Origin of the sequence: Thalassotalea psychrophila, assembly GCF_031583595.1 — a bacterium.
Lineage (GTDB): Bacteria > Pseudomonadota > Gammaproteobacteria > Enterobacterales > Alteromonadaceae > Thalassotalea_A > Thalassotalea_A psychrophila.
Genome location: NZ_CP134145.1, coordinates 2,121,511 through 2,142,791, shown reverse-complemented (window position 1 = coordinate 2,142,791; position 21,281 = coordinate 2,121,511). Strand labels below are relative to the sequence as shown.

Sequence of the window (21,281 nt, the reverse complement as noted above, 5' to 3'; positions counted from 1 at the left end):
CCGGTACCAAATGGTTAGGTGTACATAATTTTAATGTACTAAACTACATCCATCAAATAAATCTTTTACAAAACTTTAACGTTTATCGGTACTCAATTAGGAGAGTTACATGAAAAAATCTTTATTAACTTTAAGCATCGCAGCAGCGTTTTTTGCAAACATTACTGTAGCAGCAGAGATTCATCAAGGTTACAGCGAAACCGCTAAACAATACCAAGTAAACGGAAATGTGATAAGCAACGTAGATACTTCAGCAAATTTATGGAACCCACGCGGTAAATCACCAGAGCAGCTAGATGCTCGAGCCCAGTTCCTAACTGATGCTGCAGACACACGTACTGCTGAGCAGAAAAAGGCAGACGCCGCTTACATGGAAAAATATAAAGGTGCGATTGTAATTAACTCATTAATGCCAACTTCAGTGGGTGTTATCGGTAATACTGTAGAATCATTTAGCCGCGCCATTGAACGCAACCGCGATGCAGGTGTAACTCACTTCTCATCTTCAATTGGTGCGTTCCATCCAAAAGATGTGATGTTCACTTACATTAATGATTCAGACCCTGTTTTAAAAGACTTACAGGTGACAAAAGCCAAGACCTCACAAGACATCCGTGATGCAAAAGCAAAAGGTCAAATGACCATGATGTATAACTCGCAAGGCTTTGACTATAACCTAGATAACCTAGATTACGTAGATGAATTGCATGACAGCGGCGTGAATATTATGAACTTTGTTTATAATTCAAAAAACCACTTTGCTACCGGCATTGAATATAATGCAGACCCTTTAAACCAGGAAGGTTTAACCAAACTTGGAGAAGAGTTTATTAAGCTTGCCAACAAGCGAGGCATTATTGTTGATACGTCGCATTCATCAGATGCAACTGCAATTCAAGCCGCAAAAATTTCAACTAAACCGATTATGGCATCACACAATAATTCATCAGCGGTTTACCCAATGACTCGAAATATGAGTGATGAAGCGATAAAGGCAGTTGGTTCAACTGGTGGTGTTGTTTGTACCAATGGTATAGGCGTTTTCCTGAGTAAAGATGGTAATGCACAGGCAGAAACAATGGCTGCTCATGTTGTTCACACAGCAAAGCTAATAGGCAAAAAAGGCACCTGTTATGCGTCAGATTATACTCATAACCTGTTTGATGCGATGAAAATCCAAGTACCTATGGTTGACAAGTACCCACCAGAGAAAGGCTTTGCATCACCATCACAAATGGCTGGTATCGAAGATGTATGGGCAATTGTTGCTGTTCTTGAGAACAAATACGATTGGAGCGAGCAAGACATTCGCGGTTTCTTAGGCGAAAACGTGATGCGCGTTTATAAAGCTAACTGGGATAAATAACCTACTCTTCACAATCCAAACCAACTAAAGGCGATAATTTATCGCCTTTTATTTAGCAAGTTATTCATAGAATTTTAGCATGTCTCAATATATTAAAATTTTTCTACTCATCAGCCTTTCATTATTTTCCATTAAAAGCATTGCTTCTGACGCGGCAACAGAAGAAAAACCTAAACTTCGAACATTTCTAGTTATAGGTGAGCCAAACGCAAAAGGTTGGGAAAATGCAGTTAATAACCCAAGCGATCGACAAGCAGTAATGGCCGATGTTTTTAAAAACCTTGGCGGTGAATTAATTGGTTATTACTTTGGTTTAGCCAATGGCAAAAATTATGTGATTGTTGCTATGCCTGATGATGAATTTTTAATTCAAGCAATGTATTTAGTTCGATTACCTAATGACTGGCTGCATACCTATACCATGATTGAATTAATGGATAGTGCGACTATGGCCGAAGCGTTAGCGTTAACTAAAAAAATGCGCGCTGGTAATACTGGCGATTAGCTAATCGGCTTATCGGAAACGGTAGATACTTAACTAACGCTTCCAATAAATTTTGCTCACCGGTAAAAATTGACCTGATAAACGCTATTTTTGAATAAATATCACATCTTTTTAACGGTAAAATAATTACTAATACTTACAGAGAACAAGGACATATATCTATGTCGATTAAATCTATCGCCATTGTTGGTGGCGGAGAAATGGGCTGTCAAATTGCCATCCAATGTGCATACTCAGGCTTTAAAGTTATTGTTTTTGATATTGCAAAAGATGCTCAAACATTGGTGAAACAGCGTTTCGATAGAATGATTGCGGTTAATACCGAAAGCGATATATGGTCAAGCACTGATGCTGAGAAAGCCTATGCTAATTTAACCATTACTACTGAACTTACTGATATCGCTAATGTTGATTTAGTAAACGAATCTGTTTTTGAAAGCTTAGAAGTAAAGCATGATATTTGGTCCAAGCTCGCTAAGGTTTGTAGTGAACACACGATATTTACCACTAACTCTTCGTCACTACGTCCTTCTGACTTTGCTCAAAGCACTGGCCGTCCTGAACGGTTTGCCGCCCTACACTTTCATTTAAAGGCCTCCCGTATTGTTGATGTTATGACCCATGGTGGTACTTCAATTGAGACCATGGATATCCTCGAAGAATTAGTACCACAGCTTGGCTTAATTCCTATAAGACTTGAAAAAGAACATCCGCAATATGTGCTTAATTCTATGGTCATTGGTATTCAACAGGTTGTAGGCAACCTATTGTTGGGAGAATTTACTAACTACGAAGATATTGACCGCTGCTGGATGGATCTGTTCAAAACCCCATATGGCCCTTGTGGATTGATGGACAATGTTGGTCTAGATACAGTCATGAAAATTATGCTTGCTAAAACTGAAGATGATAAGGCACAACAATTTGCTCAGTATTTAAAAACTCATTATGTGAATAAAGGATCACTCGGAGTAAAATCTGGACAAGGTTTTTATAATTATCCAGAACCTACCTATGCAGCCGCAGAATTTATTGATGCTAAATAATCCATCCTACAGGGTTAACAGGCTTAGTTACAAAAATTAAGCCTGTTTAAATCGATTGCGATACATCACGGGCGTTAATCCTAAGCGCCTTTTAAACAAACGTGAAAACGAGCTGACATCGCTATAGCCAACTTGTTCGACGATTTGGATTAAAGAAAGCGAGCTACTTTCCAACAATTTTTTAGCCGACTCTAGCCTTACATTTTGCAAATACTCCAACGGAGCACTGTCTAGTTCAGACTTAAACCGCCTTATTAAGGTTCTTTGACTTACACCATACTTGCAGGCCAATTGATGCAAATCGATGTTATGTTGAAAGTTAGTTTGTAATTCATATAGGACTTTACTGACTAATTCATCTTTTACTTCTGGTATAGCAAATAAAGTTTGGTATGGCTCTTGTGAGGCTTGACCTACATCGACCAACATAATTTTGGCACATAAATTGGCTATTTTCGGATCAGAATATTGCTCAATAAACTTAATGGCTAAGTTGAAATATGAAGATAATGCTCCTGCACAAATAACCCTCTCATCGCTGGTGATCATATCTTTTATATCTAGCCTAACACTTGGATATCGATGCCTAAACTCCTTCTCTAACCACCAAGTAGTTGTTGCAGCTTTCCAATTTAGCAAGCCCGTTTCTGCCAGCAAAAATGTGCCGGTACAATTAGCTGCCATAATGACACCTGAATTGTATTGTAGGGTTAACCAATTACAAACATTTTGTTGTTTGGCAAGCCATTCAAAAAAGACTTCATCTGTTTTGTGATAGCTCGAGTAAAAGCAAGCGGGAATATAAAGAATATCTATGTCAGGAGTGTCTAAAAATGTATAGTCTGGCTGGATACTTATGCCGGTATGTGTTGATACGGGCTTAGACGTTTCAGAAATCGTCAGGCAAGTTATTTTACTCGTACCAGGTGATATCTTTTCAATAATGGCATTGGCAATTTGAAATGAGTCAATTAAGCCAGTAAAACTTGAGGCATAACAACCATCGTATAGTAAAATTCCAACTTTGCACATATGTCAATTTCAACCTATTCAATGCCATTTTTAACAACCTATAATATACAGGAAAAATAAAAATAATCTAAATTTTTAACCCTCATGTTATTTCGATTTATGGAGCATAAGAAAAATAAAACGCTGCCAAGGCAGCGTTTATTGTTAAGCGATTAACTATAAAGAGTCAGGATCGAATGCAGGCATAATGACTACTGTTCCGCCATTTGTTAACTCTTCGCGACGTAGTTTTTTAAATGGCGCATAGGCTTCACTTCCCCAGAAATCATCAAACTCATCCTGACTTGGGAACTTAAATAATACATCCCAAGTATTTGGCCACTCACCTTCCTTGATCTGGGTGTCCGCAGTGGCAGATAAAATCTCTACGCCACGTTCCATCAATTGACCAACAACAGGCATACCGTATTGAGCCATATAAGGTTCAAACTCTTTAACAGCAACTTGACCTACAAAATAAACAGGTGCTTTCTTTGTTTCCAGTTCTTTTTGTACCACTTCACCAGACATTCTGGCTTTTAATTCGGTAATGAGTTGGTCAGCATGCTTATGGGCAATTGCTTCAGTAGTTTGACGAGGATAGTCAATTCCAGGAATATTGATCATACCGTGACTATAAATAAAGTCATCGTTGAATAACATTTCTGTTAAATTAGCAGTTTGTTTAAATGGCAAAATAAAATCTTCAACCGGAAAGGTGTTATAGCCGTCTGGTTTATAAGAATCTGCCGCACCGCCAATAGTTACTGATAACAGTAATTCTTTACCACGTAGTTCTTTACCTGTTGAACCATAAGCAAAACCGTATAAGAAGACATCATCCATCCATTTTTTCAATAATGCCGGACAGCTGTACCAGAAAAAAGGAAACTGGAATACAACAACATCAGCTTCTCTTAATGCTGCTTGTTCTGCTTCAACATCAATATTGAAATCAGGATATAACTTGTAAAGTTCACGAACTTTAATGTCTTCGTTTTTATTTAGTTCATCTAGGATAACTTTGTTGGCAATTGAGCCGTTTTCAACATCTGGATGGGCAAATATGACTAATGTCTTCATCTCACATTTCTCACTTAACTTAATTTCATTCAGCATACACTTAGTTAAGCGACATCGAACATAGTCAAATTCGACTATTTAACTGCCATTTGTGACACTAATAGATAGTTAATAGTGATGAAAGCTCCCTAGTTCAATTCCTAATTAAAGCCCGCTTTTAACAACCATGCTGACGCATTATCAAAATGATCTTCCATAGCTTGTTTTGCAGCATCAGGATCCGATTTAATAATTGCATCAGCAATAGTCTCATGTAACTTAACAACAGAGGATTGCTGCTCTTTTGTGGTTCTTACTCGCCATAAAACCGGATTTGTTTCATTAATAGCATTGCTTAATGAGCCAACTAGTACTGGCAATATTGGGTTTTTACTGGCTTGTGCTATTAGTTTATGAAATTCAATATCATACTTTGTCATTTGCTCTAAATTGCTGACATTTAAACGCATATTTTTAACAATTGTAGTTATTTGATTTGCTTGCTGTTCTGTGTGATGAATGGCCGCTAATTCAGCGGTTCGTATTTCAATAGCACGTCTGGCATCCCATATTTGCTGTACATTAATTTGCTCCGTTCTAAGCGCGTGTGACAACATTATACCGATAACATAATCATCAAACTCACCAACTTCGGCTTTTTTACCTGCACTCATCTTAATAATTGACATAGCATTTAAAGATTTAAATGCCTCACGCACAACCGTGCGGCTAACATTTAATAATTCTATAAAATAAGATTCACTTGGTAGCTTATTACCCACTTTAAGTTGGTTTTTCTTGATAAAATCAATGATACGATCCATTGCGTGGTCAACTAAATTATCTTTGCGCTTGTTATTTTCGGTTTGCGTCTGCCCCACCTGATCCTCTCTAATGGTATTTGTAAATTTCTGTCGTTTGGCATAATAATCGTCATGCTTTTGAACAATATGACTAAACTATGACATTTTAAAACCAAACATATATTATAGGTTTGTTACTATGTGTAATATATTAGTTAGTATATGTCACACTTTCTACTTAATAAATACAATCATAAAAAGTAGTAAATGAATGAGAGAATTATTATGTTTTTAAAGCTATTTCCATTATGGGCAGTATTGGCTGCCATGTCCGGCTTTGTTTTTCCAGAACAATTATCTGAATTAAAAAGCACCATCATCCCATTACTAACAGTGGTAATGCTATGCATGGGGTTAACATTACGTCCAAAAGATTTTATTGATATTCCAAAATACAAAGTGGCAATGATTGCTGGTATGGTCCTGCAATTTTCAGTGATGCCCTTTTCAGCATTATTAATAAGCATTATATTTGGTTTTAGTACTGAATTAACCATAGGTTTAGTATTAGTGGGCAGTGTTGCAGGCGGGGTTTCATCTAATGTAATGACATATATTGCTGGTGGCAATGTTGCCATGTCAGTATCAATGACTGCTGTTTCTACACTGTTAAGTGTAGTGATGACTCCTCTGTTATTAACACTTTTAGTTGGTTCTTCTGTTGAAGTTCCGGCAATGGCAATGTTGCTAAGCCTATTAAAGATTATTTTAATACCCGTATCTATTGGTGTCGCAGTAAATTCATTTGCTCATAAATACGTTGAAAGAATTTCAGGGGCTTTAGCACCGTTCACAGTTTTTACTATTTTAATGGTCATTGCCATCGTAGTAGCGCTTAATGCCGACAGACTAGAATCAATTGGTTATATTGTAGTTTTTGCGACGCTTTTACATAATATAATTGGTATGGTTTTAGGGTATTCGGCCTCTCACCTACTAGGCTTTGACGAAAAAGTATCACGTACCATTGCCATCGAGGTTGGCATGCAGAACTCAGCTTTAGCTACTGCATTAGCGTTAAAGTTCTTTACTCCAGCTGCAGCTCTTCCTGGCGCTATATTTAGTATTTGGTTGAACATCACAGGATCAATTTTTGCATCTATCTGTTTAAAGTTAGATCAAAAAAAATTAGCTAAACAAAACACTACCAATACAGTTGAAAGCACTTCTGTAGAACAAAATTCTTAATCAGCACAGTGATCTCGAAAGCGACTTTGTACTGCACTTAAAAATGAGAGATAAATATGTCAAAGATTTTAGAACTATTAGTTGATGCCGTTGGCGCAAACGTTGTTATTAGCGGTGATGAAATGGATAGAGCGACCAGTTACTGGGATGCAACACCAACACAAGCTGTTGCCCTCGCTCGTCCGAAAACAACTGAGCAAGTCAGTAAAATTTTAGCGATTTGTAATGAACACGGTCACCCGGTGATCACTCAAGGTGGTTTAACTAACTGTGTTCATTCTGCAGAAGCTCAAAAAGAAGAAATAATATTATCTTTGGAGCGCATGAATGAAATAGAGTCAATTGATATTACTGGCGGTACAGCAACCGTTGGAGCAGGTGTTATTTTACAAACCCTACAAGAAGCCTGCCTTGAACAAGACATGTTATTTCCTTTAGATTTGGGTGCACGTGGTAGTTGTACTGTAGGTGGTAATGTTGCGACTAATGCTGGCGGCATTAACGTTCTTAGGTATGGTATGGCACGCCAGTTGGTGCTGGGGTTAGAAGCAGTTATGGCTGACGGAACAGTGCTGTCATCAATGAACCAAATGCTTAAAAACAACTCGGCTTATGATCTTAAACAGCTATTTATTGGCACTGAAGGTACATTAGGGGTAATTACTCGCATTAATGTCAGAATATTCCCTAAACCGACTACGACCAACGCGGCAATGTTGGCTTTGCAAGATTTTGACTCAGTAACTAAGTTATTAAACCGTGCGCAACGCGATTTAGCCGGTAACCTTTCTGCCTTTGAAGTGATGTGGGGCGATCATTATCGTGCAGTTACGGTTGAAGGCGCCAACCGTTCGCCAATGAGCCGAGATTACAACTACTACATTATGATGGAAACCGAAGGTGGCGATACTGCTAATGATGAAGCTGGTTTTATGAGTTTATTAGAAAGCTGTTTTGAAGAAGAAATTATTATCGACGCAGTAATTCCAAAATCAGAATCAGAACGCATAGCACTATGGGATATTCGCGAAAACTTTGAGGCAATCCTAGAGCCAAAACCAATTTTCTTATATGACGTAAGCTTACCAATTATTGAAATGGACAATTATATCAATACTGTTGAGCAGCAACTGAAAGACAAATGGACTGACTGTGAATTTTATGTGTTAGGCCATATTGCCGATGGTAACCTGCACTTCTTTATTCGGCCTAATGACAAAGCCGATAAAACTGCTGAACAATTACACTATGACAGTGATGAAATTGTTTATGGTGAACTACAAAAGGTGAACGGTGCTGTTTCTGCAGAACATGGCATTGGCATGGAAAAGCGAGCATGGTTAAAATACAGCCGTAGTGAAGAAGAAATAAAGTTAATGAAGTTGTTAAAACGCACCTTAGATACAAATAACATTCTTAACCGTGGCCGAGTTTTAGGCGACTTATAATTCTTGAGTTTGGTGCGATAAAGTATTGCTCTGCTACCCTGGAGGTTAATCTACTAACTTTTGACAAGTTCATCATCAATACTTTTCAGTGTCTTGTTTATCACAGATAACACTTGCTCAAACTCTCCTTTTTTTTCATTCGCGATTCTAATTGCTGCAAAGAATCTATTCTTGAACACCGGGGTATAAACCAATTCAGGGGTAATTATCGTTGCAGATTCTAAATCAAGCACTTCGATAACCGCAGGTGCCGTATGGAGCATCACCAAACGACCTTGAGTTGTTTCTAGCCGCTCGGTAATTTCGTAACTTCGTTCTATTTCTTGTAAGTTGGCGACAATTGACAAATTTTTAATGTTATTTATCTCTCCACTATAAATCAGAGTTTGGTAGACACTGCTTTTTCGCCTAAAATCTCCGTAATCTAGCAATTGACTAATTTTTGTACCCAGCTCTCCAGACTGCATAGGATCATTGTCTTCAATTAAACGTATGCCAATTAGGTAGTTTTTTATACGTATATCAATATTTGATAATTCAATTGCTATTAAGTGCTTATCTTCCATCAGTTGCAGTTTCATCGAACTATAATACTGAATTTCTACTTCTTTAAGTTGACGATGAACATTAAAATTGTTCACTTGTAATGCAATAAGAATACCCGTAACCACCAGTAGTAACTCACCAATAGCGTAAAGCAAATACTTTCCAAATTTACCATCTCTAATAAGGAAGTTTCGTATAGTTTTTAGTTGTATTAACATTACAGATACCTTAACAAAGAATTTTAATTCACCTCTGCACTACAAGCCTAGCAGCTACATTAAAAATGATGACTTTTTATTTGATCGGCAGCTCAGTAGTATCTTTTACTCGTTCAACAACAACACTTGAATTTACTTCTTGTACGCCAGGGATTTGCGATAATCGTCTAAAAAACAATTCATGATAAGACTCTACACTTGCCACATTCATTTTAACCAAAACATCTATCCCACCTAATAAAATGTAACACTCCATCACTTCTTCATAAGAGGTGATTTTTTCTCTAAATGTTTCAACATTTTCTTTACCATGGGCCGACAGTTTTATGGTGGCAAACACGGTAACCCCTAGCCCGAGTTTTTTAGCATTTAATAAGTTTACACATTTATCAATATAGCCATTATCTTGCAATTTCTTAATTCTGCGCCAACACGGCGGCGGGGTTAAACCTACTTGTTCGGCAATTTCTGCTGAAGATAAAGAGCCATCCTGCTGCAAAAGTTGCAATATTTGTTTATCAACTCTATCAAGGGACATTATATTTCACCAATCACTAATTTTAAGTAATTATATATCAACATTTAACATTTTCATCATAATAATGAATAAATAAATACCGAAAAAATAAGTAACAATTTCCTCTCATCATTTATTAAAACGATTAATTAAAGGAATTGAAAAAATGACGATAGAACAAGTTGTTATCGATTATTATCCAAAGGTAGATGCAAGCGACATTGACTGGGTGTTAGATATTTTTGCCGATGAAAGTTGTTATGTTCGTGCCGATGCAACCTATGCAACGAAACAAGATATCACTGATTTTTATAATAACGATCGTAAAATTTCAGGTAAACATAGTATCAAAAACTTAACCTTAAATAATGACAATGTTATTGCCGTTAACGGTGTGTTTAAAGGTATAGGTGTTGATGGTGCAGCAAAAGATATTGGTTTTTCAGATTTTTGGACTTTTGACAAAGAGGGGAAAGTAACACTTCGTGAAACATACCTTGCCGCTGGTGCAAACTACGTAAAAGACTAAATTTTAAAGGGTCCCTACCCGTTGTTTGTATAACCCTTTTTAGCTACTTTTGATTTAACCTTCGATATTTTTTCGGTGTTAAGCCTGTCCATACCTTAAATGCTCGTGCAAAATTGCTCGGGTTTTTATAGCCAAGTAATGTGGCAATATCAATAATAGAATCATTAGAATTCAATAATATATCTTTAGCAATATCAAAACGCATCTGCTGGATAACCTCTTTAAAACTGGTGCCCTCTTTGGCTAAACTTCGTTGAATTTTTCGAAGTGATAAACCTACCTTTTCTGGTACATCTTTTAACTGCGGCAACTTCTCTTTTCCAAAGGGCTTCAATGCCTGACAAAGGGTTAACTTAAACGTAGGTGGAATAATACTTTGTTGACTGTTTTCTTCAATAAAGCATTTAACCCTTTCGCTTAACTCACCTAACTTTTCTTTAGCAATAAAAAAACCGAGCGCTTTATTTTTATCGGCAATAGCGGCGTTGGGAAAGTACTTATTAAACACGTTCTTTTTATCATCATGCTGTATGCTTATTAACGTCGGTTTCCATATTTTCCCTAAAAACAACTGCACAAATTTCAGCATATCGGCAAATACCGTTTGTTGCATTGGTATTAGTCCAACATCTAAATAATCTTGGGTATACGCTAAGAACCAACTTCCCTTTTGTTGGTGATATAATTTGAAAACGCCATGTGAAGACATGCTATCTAAATAATGTATCAACAGACAAATAGCATCATGTGCATTACTGGCAATAAGCAATTTATCTTCAATAAAATTTTGCAGGCCTGATAACCCCTTTAGATCAGATATATGAAAACCCAACGCTTCATCTTCGCTGTAATCATAAGCAACCTGCATCAGTTTCCACCAAGGATATGTGGCAATTACCCTATGTTTACCTTCAAGTATTTCAACAGGTAACCCAGCTTGGTGTAATAAGTCATACACAGGCGCATTAATACTTTGTAAGTAGCGAACAACCGGCATGGCTACTTGAGTATCAATTAGATGGATATATTTCATAATAAAATCAAAAAGTAATTTATGTCGTCTACAATATAAAAAAAGTGTAATAACTTTTTTTTGGCATCTAATGATGCTTTTTAAGCATAAATTAATTCTAGAATGGCTTCATTGAAATCGCTAGCAACAATATTTAATTTTTTACACATTTAATTTGTGAACAAGCAAAAAGGTATTTTTATGAAACTTAAAGCAATCGTACTGGCAACGTCTGCCATTTTATCTGGTGCCATTATTTCAAATACAGCAGCAGCACATGATATCGGTCACGAACATGAGCACGTTAAAAATGGTTGGAACGCCGAAGCTGGTTTTGTCTCTGATGTTGATGTAGAAGCGAAGCTTTGGAGCCCTCGAGGTAAATCACAAGCCGAAATTAATGAACGTGCAGCCTATGTTGAAAAGTTTTTCGATGCCAGTCGCACTGAAGCAGAGCGCGCCGAAGATAAAGCCATTAAAGCCCGCTTTAAGGATGCTATTGTAATTAACTCGTTAATGCCATCAGGGATTGGTATTCAGGGCATCAAAGAAGATAAATTTGAGGAAGCGGTAAATAAAAACCGTGATCATCAAATTTCATTGATCTCAACTTCAGTTTGGGCATTTGAAGGGGTTAACGATGTTTCTTTCCAAGATACCCTTGACCGCACTGACGCGGCAATTAAAGCGCTTGATTTAGTAAAAGTTGATAATACTGAAGATATTCGCCAGGCTAAAGCCGATGGCAAAATGGCAATTATGTATAACTCTCAAGGTGCAGACTTTGTTATTGAAGATTTAGACAAAGTAAAATGGGCAAAAGATAGTGGCATTCGAGTAATGAATTTTACTTATAATAATGACAACGCCTTAGCTGGGGGTGGCCAAAACACTGCTGATAATGGTGTTACCGAACTTGGTATCGAATTTATAAAAAGGATGAATAAAGAAGGTGTGATTGTTGATTGTTCGCATTCATCGTCACAAACCTGTATTGATATGGCAAAACATTCATCTAAACCGGTATTAGCAACACACTCAAATTCAAAAGCGCTATATGATACAGGCCGAAATATTACCGATGAGGCAATGAAAGCTATTGCCGCAACAGATGGCGCAGTATGTACTGTAGGCGTAGGCTTATTCCTTAATGAAAAAGGAACTGCCGAAGTAGAAGCGATTGCTGAGCATGTACAGTATACAGCAGAGTTAATTGGTCGAAATCGTACTTGTTATGCATCAGATTACTCACATATGTATGCAGACTTCTTAAAAGCCTTTATTGGTGTTGTTGACAAGTATCCACCGGAGAAAGGCTTTGGCGCACCGATTCAAAATGCATCTGGCGGTGATATATGGGGTGTAGCTCGAGTTCTAGAAGACAAATACAACTGGTCAGAAAGCGATATTCGCGGCTTCTTAGGTGAAAATCTAATGCGTGTATACAAAGCTAACTGGAAATAGTAATTAACTTACTGTTTGTTTATCTAGGGTGGCAAATGTCACCCTTTTTTCTGCCCATGTTTAATGAATCGCTCTATATTGCTTAGGTGACATGCCCGATATTTTTCTAAACGCCCTACCGAAATGTGACGCGTCGGTATAATCAAGCAGTTGAGATATATCGATAATACGTTTGTTGGTTTGTGTTAATTCCTGGCAAGCTGTATCAAACTTCACCTTATTTAAAATATCCCGATAGCTGGTGTTTTCTTTTACAAGCCGACGTTGTATTTGCCTAAGGCTTAAACCTACCAACTCGGATAATTTGTCAATGGTCGGAAATCCAAGCCCGGCATAATGGCTGAGTAATTGATAGAGTTTGTCACTAAAATCAATGTCGATCTCACTGTTCCCGATTAAGTTTTCGAGAGTAAATTTATAGTTGATTTTACCTAGGTGAACTTTGCCAATAAAAATTCCAGTTTTAGTCTGCACATCGGTAACCAGAGAATTAGGAAAATATTTACAAGTTTCGTTCGTTTCATCTTTGTGCTGTAGTGTTATCGCCGATGGTTGCCAGTTGTCACCAAGGTAATAACGAACAAAGCCGATCATATTGGCTATTGAGATTTGTTCTAGCGGCGGCAATACCTCTTCTTCAATTTCAACACTACTGCCATATAACCAAATGCCATTCTTTTGCTGACTCAAGCCATAGCTAGCATGAGTTGAAATATGAGACATTAACCGCACCAACATATTCAGACCATCGTATAAACTCAAACTTTTATCACAAACCTGATCAAAAATAGGTTTCATCGTGGCAAGTTTGATCTCTTTCACCAAGCGGTATCCAAAATCAGGCCTATTAAGTTGTTGCTGGCACATAGAAATGAACTGCCAGTATTGATAATTCGCTACAGCCTTAACTTTACAGTCTTTACTCGCTAATTCTACAGGTAACCCAGATTGATAGAGCAAAGATTTAACATCAAGCTTTTGTAACTTTAAGTAAGCAATTATTGGCAACAGCGACTGACTGTTAATTAAATGTAAGGTTTTCAATCTTTTGTAACCTCCTGATAACAAACTTCCTCACAATCGGAATAATATGGCCAGAAACTAGTAACTTTAATCCATATACTAGCCTCAATTGCTCGTTTAGTAAAACAACGAGTTGAAATTTAAACATAAGCTAAACGGCTTAATAGAGGTAAGTAATAATGAAATTGAAAACAATCGCACTAGCAACTCTTATCGCAGCTTCTGGCTCTGTATCAGCAATTGAAATCTCAGACGATTTCACCGCACGTTATTGGAATGTTGAAGGCAAAACTGAAGCGCAAATTAACGAGCGTGTTGCCTTTTTAATGCAAGCCGCTTTCCCTCGTACATCGCAAGAGCGTATGGCGGACTTAGCCGTTCGAGCCAAGTACAGTGATGCCATTGTTATGGATACTCTAACAACAGGTGCCGTTAACTTCCCAACAGGTTTAACCGCACCTCGTTATAATGAAATGATGAACTTCTCGTATGATTACGGTTACACCTATTTATCAACAACCCTTTCAAACGGAACTGATAAAGATTTCAATCAAACCATTGAACGCTTAAAAGAAACAGATGCTGCAAACCAGGCTGAGCGACGTATTTTAGTTAAATCAGTTGATGACATTTACAAAGCAAAAGTTGAAGGCCGTGGTGCATATGATTATCACTTACAAGGCGCTGCACAGGTTGAAACAATGGAACAACTTGAGCAATTAAATGAACTTGGTTTAAACCGAGTAAACTTTGCTTACAACACTCGTAATCAGTACGCTGACGGCATTTCAACTAATATGACTGATGACGATCAAGGTTTGTCAGATAAAGGTATTGCACTCGTTAAAAAAATGAACGAACTAGGTATTATCGTTGATTGTTCACATTCATCTGATCAAACTTGTGTTGACGCAGCAAAGGTATCAACTAAACCGGTAATTTTGTCGCACACCAACCCGCGTGCATTAATGAATATTAGACGTAACGCTTCTGATGAAGCCATTAAAGCAGTTGCCGCATCAGGTGGTTTAGCTTGTAACAATATGGTTGGTGGTTTCTTAAATGATGATTTTGACGCATCACCAAAGCGTGTAGCTGAATCAGTTCAATATGTGGCTGAGCTTGTTGGTAAAGAGCACACATGCATGGGTGTAGATTACGTGCATAACATGGAAGATGCGTTACATTGGATAGTTCGAACACCAGAAAAATTCCCAGTAGAAGAAGGTTATGGATCAATCTCAAGTGTTGGTGTACCAGCGGATATTTGGGCTGTTGTTGCTATTCTTGAACAAAGCTACGATTGGACTGATGCTGAAATCCGTGGATTTTTAGGTCTTAACTACATTCGTGTAATGAGTGAAGTAATGAATGATAAAGGTGAAGTTTTCGTTAAAGCAAATCACAATCACTAAATAACAACGCATCAGCTAAAATTTAGATAAAACAAAACGGAAGCAAAATTCGCTTCCGTTTTTCGTTTTCATATTCCCATAAATAACAATACTACTATTTCTATGATGTACTATTATTTAAGTCATTAATAAAACTCATTATTCTTTTTAAATATCGCCCAAAACGGTACCAAATGGCTATTTAATTTGCCTGTACTGGTCTATCTTTAAGGTGAATATTTTAACAATAAAGAATATCGTTTTTCAGAGAACGTTCAATTAAATCAGAGGATGGTTAGATGACTTCAAAATCAAAGGTTAAGGTTAATTTTAATGCGATTACCAAAGTGTGCGTCTATACAAGTTTAGCTTTTGCCATTGCTGCATGTAGCTCTATGGGCGGTAATAGTGAAGCGCCCGGCGCAGACGGTTACGACTTAGTAATCAACAATGGTCGAGTATTAGACCCTGAAACCAACTTTGATGGTATTCGCAATGTTGGTATTAAAGATGGTCGAATTGTTGCCATAACTGAAGATGTAATTACCGGTAGCGACACTATCGATGCCAAAGGTCTAGTTGTTTCCCCTGGTTTTATCGACACTCATACTCACTCATCACAAAAATTTGCCATTAAAATGGCTATGATGGATGGTGTAACGTCCGCCATGGATACTGAGCTTGGTGCATCGAATGTGGCCGCTTGGTATGACGCAGAAGCTGGCAAATGGCCAATTAACTATGGTACTTGTGTTGCCCATGAACATTCTAGGATGATGGTATTAGATAAGCTTGAAATAAATGATCCTATTGATGCATCTAAAGGGTTCACCATGCGCGCAAAAGCTGCAGAAGATGGTGTTAATAGTTGGTCGGTAACCGTTGCAAACAGAGATGAAATTAATCAAATTACGAAAATTTTAGATAAAGGCTTAACCGAAGGTGCACTTTGTATTGGTACAACGCCAGGTTATGCGCAAGCAGGTGTGCAAAGTTACGAGTTATTTGAAGTGCAAAAAACAGCGGCACGTTATGGACGTCCTATTGGTAGCCATACCCGGTATCACACCCAAAACAAAGCGCCAGCAGAATCAACCATTGGCGCAGATGAAGTTATTGCCAATGCCATGGCACTAAATGCACCGCTCATTTACTCGCACAACAATGATTACGGTTGGTGGGAAATTGAAGAGAAATTACAACTTGCCCGAGACCAAGGCTATAACGTGTGGAGTGAATACTACCCCTATGCAGGCGGCTCCTCTAACATTGGCGCTATCGCTTATACACCAGCTGTCTGGGAAGACGTTTTAGGCTTTACTTATGAAGAAGCTATTTATGATCCTTCTCAATCAAAATTCTTAACGAAAGAAGAAGTTGTGGCATTACAAAAAGAAGATCCGGGTCGTATCGTGGTCGGTTATAACAACAATCGCTTCGATTGGTTTGATGATTGGATAAAGGAAGAAGGAATGACCGTAGGTAGCGACGGCATGTGGGATATGCGTGATGGCATGACTTGGGATACTGATAGTAATGATTTTAGTGGTCACCCGCGTACTTCAGGTACGCATTCTAGAGTATTACGCTTAGGCCGTGAGCATAACGTACCGTTAATGCTATCGATAAAACAACTCAGTTATAATTCAGCCTATTACCTTGGTAAAATGGGGCTAACATTCTTCGACGAACGTGGCCGTATGCAAGAAGGGATGGTTGCCGACATTACCATTTTTGACGCCAATACGGTTGCTGACAAATCAGATTATGTGCCGGGTGAAAATGGCAGACCACCAGCAGGCATGCCCCATGTAATAGTGAACGGTAAGTTTGTAAAACGTGATGGCAAAGCTCTAAATGAAATGGTAGGTAAACCAATTCGTTTCGCGCCAACGGAAAGTAAATGGCAACCGCTTGAATTAGAACATATAAAATAATTTTTTAAATTAAGCTGCAACGTCAAAAGGTCTGCAACTGCAGATCTTTTTTATGCACTCATAACTTTCAGCACATCAGTACTTTATCACTTTCATCGTACTAGAAGCATTGAAACAGGATATTCGGTCTTTACTTGATCAATCACAATAAAATTTAGTTAATTTTTTGTAACTATTAGCTAAAGAGTCAGTGATATTTTATTCAATTTAAAAATAAAATATCACTGCCCCCATTAACTTAAGATATAATCCTGTTAATTATTCTACTCACCCAAAGGGTAAAAGGCATTTACATTGGCTAAACAAAAGCAGAATTCAAATCAAAGCAATACGTCATATGATTTTGATGCAATTATAATCGGCACAGGGCCTGGTGGCGAAGGTGCGGCAATGAAGTTGGCCAAGCAAGAGCAAACTGTTGCCGTTATTGAACGTTACAAGCGAGTTGGTGGCGGCTGTACACATTGGGGTACTATCCCCTCTAAAGCATTGCGCCAGTCAGTAAGTCAGCTTATTCAATTTAACTCAAACCCTTTATTTGCTAATGAAGAACAACCTAAGCATCTGACTTTCCCTGATATCCTTTCTCATGCATCATCGGTTATCGACAAGCAAGTTAATTTACGCGCAGGTTTTTATAATCGTAACCGGGTAACGAATTTTCATGGCGAAGCAGAATTTGTTGATGCCCACCATGTTAAAATCACCCTAGAAGACGGTTCTATAGAGACCATCAGTGCGAATAACATAATCATCGCTACTGGCTCTCGCCCTTATCACCCTGATGAGATAGATTTTAGTCACCCTAGAGTGTATGACTCAGACAGTATCTTGTCGTTAAAGCACGATCCAAGACAAATCATTATCTATGGCGCTGGTGTTATTGGTAGTGAGTACGCGTCAATTTTTAGAGGCTTAGACGTAAAAGTCGATTTAATTAATACTCGTGACCGTTTATTGTCTTTCCTAGATGATGAAATGTCAGACTCCTTAAGTTATCACCTGTGGAACAATGGCGTAGTAATTCGCCATGGTGAGCAGATTGAAAAAGTTGAAACCACCAAACACTCAGTGATCGTGCACTTACAGTCTGGTAAGAAAATGAAGGCCGACTGTTTACTGTTTGCCAACGGTCGTACCGGTAATACAGCCGAACTAAATTTAGCTGCAGCGGGCTTAACAGCCGATGGCCGAGGTCAAATAAAAGTAAATGGCGCTTATCAAACAGACGTAGATAACATTTATGCCGTAGGTGATGTTATCGGTTATCCAAGCTTGGCAAGTGCAGCATATGATCAAGGCCGTATAGCTGCTGGTGCCATAATAAATAACGGTACTGCAGGTAAACTTATTGCCGATATCCCAACAGGTATTTATACCATTCCAGAGATCAGCTCAGTTGGTAAAACTGAACTCGAGTTAACCGAAGCTAAAATTCCATATGAAGTTGGACGTGCACAATTTAAACATCTGGCGCGTGCACAAATATCTAACAGTTTGGTTGGCTCGTTAAAGTTATTGTTTCATCGTGAAACTAAAGAAATTCTCGGCATTCATTGTTTTGGTGAAAACGCAGCAGAAATCATTCACATAGGCCAAGCGATCATGCAGCAAAAAAATGGTGGAAATACCATTGATTACTTCATCGAAACAACATTCAACTACCCTACTATGGCAGAAGCATTCCGTGTTGCTGCGTTAAATGGTTTGAATCGTTTGTTTTAAAGTTCTCAAATAAACAATAATAAAGCCCGAATATCATAATGATATTCGGGCTTTTTTTAATGGTGCAACTGACTTTGAATTAACGCCAATTTGCCTTGTATACTCGCATTAAGTTTTCACCTAAGAAACCTTTTATTTCCTGTTCGCTCCAGCCGTATTTGTCTTCTAATACAGGAACTACACCCCATATATCACCCGGTTCAGCAATTTCAGTTGGACTACCATAACCTAACTCTGGCGGATAAGATTCAGGGTTACGTAAGACAAAATCTAATGCATTAACATAAACAACTGGATCAACATAATCTGAGCCCCAACACGTATGTTCAGCGCCTACTAACTCTTTTACATAGTTAATGGTTTTGGCTAAATCTTCAGGGCCAGCAAAACCTTGTTTGTTGTGGAAACCGCCTAAACCATTGGCGCAAATTGCTCCACCAGTTTTGGCTACAGCCTTGATCACATCATCTGGCGAGTTGCGCGGTAATGCATAGCTACCTAACGCATTAGAGTGTGATAAAATAATTGGTTTAGTTGACGCGGCAGCAGCATCTAAACAAGTACGATTACTAGAATGAGTACAATCAACAATCATACCGACACGGTTCATTTCAGCGACTAAACGAATACCCGCTTTACTTAAACCGCCATCTCTGTCGGCAGAGACGCCGCCACCATCAGACATATGGTTACGTACGTTATAAGCAAAGTTCATTGAACGCACACCCAGCTTATAATAGGTTTCAACCATGTTTAGGTTACCACCTAAGGCATTAGAGCCCTGAAAATTCATATTAACCATAAATTTTTCATTTTTATGACCTTCGATAATGTCATCGGCAGTTTCAATGACTTGGTATTTCTCTGGGTTTTGATCCCAAAAAATTCTCGCTTGTGCAATCCAATTTACAATAGTTAATGGGTCAAAAGTATCGTCAATTGCTGCGGTATAAGAAACAAGGTCAATGTTATTATCACGAGATTTACCGGCCATTACTTCCCAATCTTGAGTAGATTGCCCAACATAACCATTAGGCGTACCTGGAACTAATTGATCGATGACAATCGCATCTTTATAGCGTTGATGTACGGCTTTGTCTTTTGCCCGTTCATCACCTGGGCGTGCTTCAGTCATTTTCTGTAAATAAGCCTTTTTCTCTTCAACTTCTGCATCAGTGATCGCAATCGCATTTGTTGAGGCAAATGCTAAACTTGCTAAAGCAGTTGATAGCGATATAGCTATTATATTTTTCTGTAAGTTCTTCATATAAACACCTTTGGTAATCAAAAATTCGTTAGTTAGTTTGATGAGGTAAATTATATGAGAAGAAGTACACAATTTAATTGCCATATTACGCCAAACTACTAAACTGAATGTATTATCAAAAACAAAGACATTCAGATGAAGATAATACCTCTCATTCCCACCCACTTTTATTTGCCTTATTTTTTAGCCTTAAAAGACTTTGATATTAAGCACTTACATTTTCAAGACTATATAGATATGGTGATGGAGAATGATTCTGAACTAGCCGATTTTAAAATATCCGCGGTGGTATTTAGGCACCTGTTTGAGATCATTGAACGTAATCGTATTAAAGATTTTGGCATATATTCTGCGCAGAAGTATTCATTGAAGGCTTTTTCAAATCAGCTCAACAGACTTGAACAAGATAAAAATGTTCTATTATCCAATTTATTTAAGTTCTGCTGCGAGTTTAATAAACAGGGTTACTTACCATCAGCATCATTAGAAAAAGCTAATAGTGGCGATCTGTATTTTTGCCATAAACGTATGACTAAGTTTTCTATTGGCGAAAATATTGTTCAACAGCACAGCATCATATCTTTTATTTCTGTAATTCAATTTTTAATCGATGATGAACTATGGCAACCAAAGGAAGTACATTTACAAGGGCTGCAAGATGATAATGATTTACAACATGCTCTGCCGAATACTCAAATATATCGAGGCCGAGAATGCAACCGAGTAGTGATAGAACGCAATATGTTCGCAGAATCATTTTCTAATAAATACTTTATACAAAGACGTCAATATAGTTACTCACCTCCAGTAAATTTCTGTGATCAATTGATCCAATTATTAACCCCCTTCATTGGCCATAAAATACCGAAACTAAGTTATGTTGCTAAAGTATCGGGCATTTCAGCAAGAACGATTCAACGTATGTTGCAATTAGAAGATAAAAGCTATCGGAATCTAATAATGTTGATGATTATGGATAAAGCTAAATTACAGCTTTGTAATTCTAACAAGCAGATACAGGAGATTAGTGCTCTACTTGGTTATACTGATAAAGCCCATTTTACTCGCGCTTTTAAATCTTATTTTGGTATTACACCTAAAAGTTACCGGCAACTACAAACTAAAAAAGCCTCAAAATAAGCAATACTTTGAGGCTTTTA

19 protein-coding genes are annotated in these 21,281 nt (G+C 37.8%); 11 read left to right on the top strand and 8 right to left on the bottom strand.

What is annotated here, in order from left to right; translation table 11 throughout:
• Positions 1-109: 109 nt before the first annotated feature.
• The 3 genes from RGQ13_RS08560 (at position 110) to RGQ13_RS08550 (ending at position 2,917) form a co-directional block, all read left to right on the top strand.
• Positions 110-1,366 (top strand): dipeptidase, encoded by a 1,257-nt coding sequence (locus RGQ13_RS08560; RefSeq protein WP_348393138.1) that lies wholly within the window; start codon positions 110-112, stop codon positions 1,364-1,366.
• A gap of 79 nt (positions 1,367-1,445) precedes the next feature.
• Positions 1,446-1,871: a hypothetical protein gene (locus RGQ13_RS08555; protein ID WP_348393137.1), complete on the top strand. Its 426-nt coding sequence runs from the start codon at positions 1,446-1,448 to the stop codon at positions 1,869-1,871.
• 161 nt (positions 1,872-2,032) lie between these two features.
• On the top strand, positions 2,033-2,917 hold the full coding sequence (locus RGQ13_RS08550; protein ID WP_348393136.1) for a 3-hydroxyacyl-CoA dehydrogenase NAD-binding domain-containing protein: 885 nt from the start codon (positions 2,033-2,035) through the stop codon (positions 2,915-2,917).
• Positions 2,918-2,953: 36 nt separating this feature from the next.
• On the opposite strand, the gene RGQ13_RS08545 is transcribed toward RGQ13_RS08550, so the two are convergent.
• The 3 genes from RGQ13_RS08545 to RGQ13_RS08535 all read right to left on the bottom strand — a co-directional run bounded on the left by RGQ13_RS08545 (position 2,954) and on the right by RGQ13_RS08535 (position 5,871).
• The gene (locus RGQ13_RS08545) at positions 2,954-3,949 is read right to left on the bottom strand and encodes a GlxA family transcriptional regulator (protein ID WP_348393135.1); all 996 of its coding nucleotides are present in this window, start codon (positions 3,947-3,949) and stop codon (positions 2,954-2,956) included.
• Positions 3,950-4,105: 156 nt separating this feature from the next.
• The gene (locus RGQ13_RS08540; protein WP_348393134.1) at positions 4,106-5,011 is read right to left on the bottom strand and encodes an NAD(P)H-dependent oxidoreductase; all 906 of its coding nucleotides are present in this window, start codon (positions 5,009-5,011) and stop codon (positions 4,106-4,108) included.
• Positions 5,012-5,151: 140 nt separating this feature from the next.
• Positions 5,152-5,871 carry a FadR/GntR family transcriptional regulator gene (locus tag RGQ13_RS08535; protein ID WP_348393133.1) on the bottom strand — a complete coding sequence of 240 codons (720 nt, stop codon included), beginning with the start codon at positions 5,869-5,871 and terminating at the stop codon, positions 5,152-5,154.
• A gap of 207 nt (positions 5,872-6,078) precedes the next feature.
• Between RGQ13_RS08535 and RGQ13_RS08530 the strand changes: the two genes are divergently transcribed.
• Both RGQ13_RS08530 and RGQ13_RS08525 read left to right on the top strand, forming a co-directional pair.
• Complete coding sequence (locus RGQ13_RS08530) at positions 6,079-7,041, top strand: bile acid:sodium symporter family protein (RefSeq protein ID WP_348393132.1); 963 nt, start codon at positions 6,079-6,081, stop codon at positions 7,039-7,041.
• 56 nt (positions 7,042-7,097) lie between these two features.
• Positions 7,098-8,489, top strand: coding sequence for an FAD-binding oxidoreductase (locus tag RGQ13_RS08525; RefSeq protein WP_348393131.1), 1,392 nt, complete (start codon positions 7,098-7,100; stop codon positions 8,487-8,489).
• Positions 8,490-8,542: 53 nt separating this feature from the next.
• Here RGQ13_RS08525 and RGQ13_RS08520 read toward each other — a convergent pair whose 3' ends face one another.
• Entirely contained in the window at positions 8,543-9,253 is a 711-nt protein-coding gene (locus tag RGQ13_RS08520; protein WP_348393130.1) for a hypothetical protein, read from the bottom strand.
• 76 nt (positions 9,254-9,329) lie between these two features.
• Positions 9,330-9,791 carry an Lrp/AsnC family transcriptional regulator gene (locus RGQ13_RS08515; protein ID WP_348386140.1) on the bottom strand — a complete coding sequence of 154 codons (462 nt, stop codon included), beginning with the start codon at positions 9,789-9,791 and terminating at the stop codon, positions 9,330-9,332.
• Between the two features lie 145 nt (positions 9,792-9,936).
• On the opposite strand from RGQ13_RS08515, the gene RGQ13_RS08510 reads away from it, so the two are divergent.
• Entirely contained in the window at positions 9,937-10,299 is a 363-nt protein-coding gene (locus RGQ13_RS08510; RefSeq protein ID WP_348393129.1) for a nuclear transport factor 2-like protein, read from the top strand.
• Positions 10,300-10,342: 43 nt separating this feature from the next.
• Here RGQ13_RS08510 and RGQ13_RS08505 read toward each other — a convergent pair whose 3' ends face one another.
• The gene (locus RGQ13_RS08505) at positions 10,343-11,332 is read right to left on the bottom strand and encodes an AraC family transcriptional regulator (protein WP_348393128.1); all 990 of its coding nucleotides are present in this window, start codon (positions 11,330-11,332) and stop codon (positions 10,343-10,345) included.
• 180 nt (positions 11,333-11,512) lie between these two features.
• On the opposite strand from RGQ13_RS08505, the gene RGQ13_RS08500 reads away from it, so the two are divergent.
• Positions 11,513-12,775 carry a dipeptidase gene (locus RGQ13_RS08500; protein ID WP_348393127.1) on the top strand — a complete coding sequence of 421 codons (1,263 nt, stop codon included), beginning with the start codon at positions 11,513-11,515 and terminating at the stop codon, positions 12,773-12,775.
• Positions 12,776-12,835: 60 nt separating this feature from the next.
• Here RGQ13_RS08500 and RGQ13_RS08495 read toward each other — a convergent pair whose 3' ends face one another.
• Entirely contained in the window at positions 12,836-13,819 is a 984-nt protein-coding gene (locus tag RGQ13_RS08495) for a helix-turn-helix domain-containing protein (protein ID WP_348393126.1), read from the bottom strand.
• A gap of 158 nt (positions 13,820-13,977) precedes the next feature.
• Between RGQ13_RS08495 and RGQ13_RS08490 the strand changes: the two genes are divergently transcribed.
• The 3 genes from RGQ13_RS08490 (at position 13,978) to sthA (ending at position 18,854) form a co-directional block, all read left to right on the top strand.
• Complete coding sequence (locus tag RGQ13_RS08490) at positions 13,978-15,213, top strand: dipeptidase (RefSeq protein ID WP_348393125.1); 1,236 nt, start codon at positions 13,978-13,980, stop codon at positions 15,211-15,213.
• Positions 15,214-15,491: 278 nt separating this feature from the next.
• Positions 15,492-17,129: an amidohydrolase family protein gene (locus RGQ13_RS08485; protein WP_348393124.1), complete on the top strand. Its 1,638-nt coding sequence runs from the start codon at positions 15,492-15,494 to the stop codon at positions 17,127-17,129.
• Between the two features lie 294 nt (positions 17,130-17,423).
• A complete protein-coding gene (sthA, locus tag RGQ13_RS08480; protein ID WP_348393123.1) occupies positions 17,424-18,854 on the top strand; it encodes a Si-specific NAD(P)(+) transhydrogenase in 1,431 nt (476 codons plus the stop codon).
• 79 nt (positions 18,855-18,933) lie between these two features.
• Here the strand turns inward: sthA and RGQ13_RS08475 are convergent, their stop codons facing one another.
• The gene (locus RGQ13_RS08475; RefSeq protein ID WP_348393122.1) at positions 18,934-20,121 is read right to left on the bottom strand and encodes a dipeptidase; all 1,188 of its coding nucleotides are present in this window, start codon (positions 20,119-20,121) and stop codon (positions 18,934-18,936) included.
• A 135-nt stretch (positions 20,122-20,256) separates the two neighbouring features.
• On the opposite strand from RGQ13_RS08475, the gene RGQ13_RS08470 reads away from it, so the two are divergent.
• Positions 20,257-21,261, top strand: coding sequence for a helix-turn-helix transcriptional regulator (locus RGQ13_RS08470; protein ID WP_348393121.1), 1,005 nt, complete (start codon positions 20,257-20,259; stop codon positions 21,259-21,261).
• Positions 21,262-21,281: the final 20 nt, after the last annotated feature.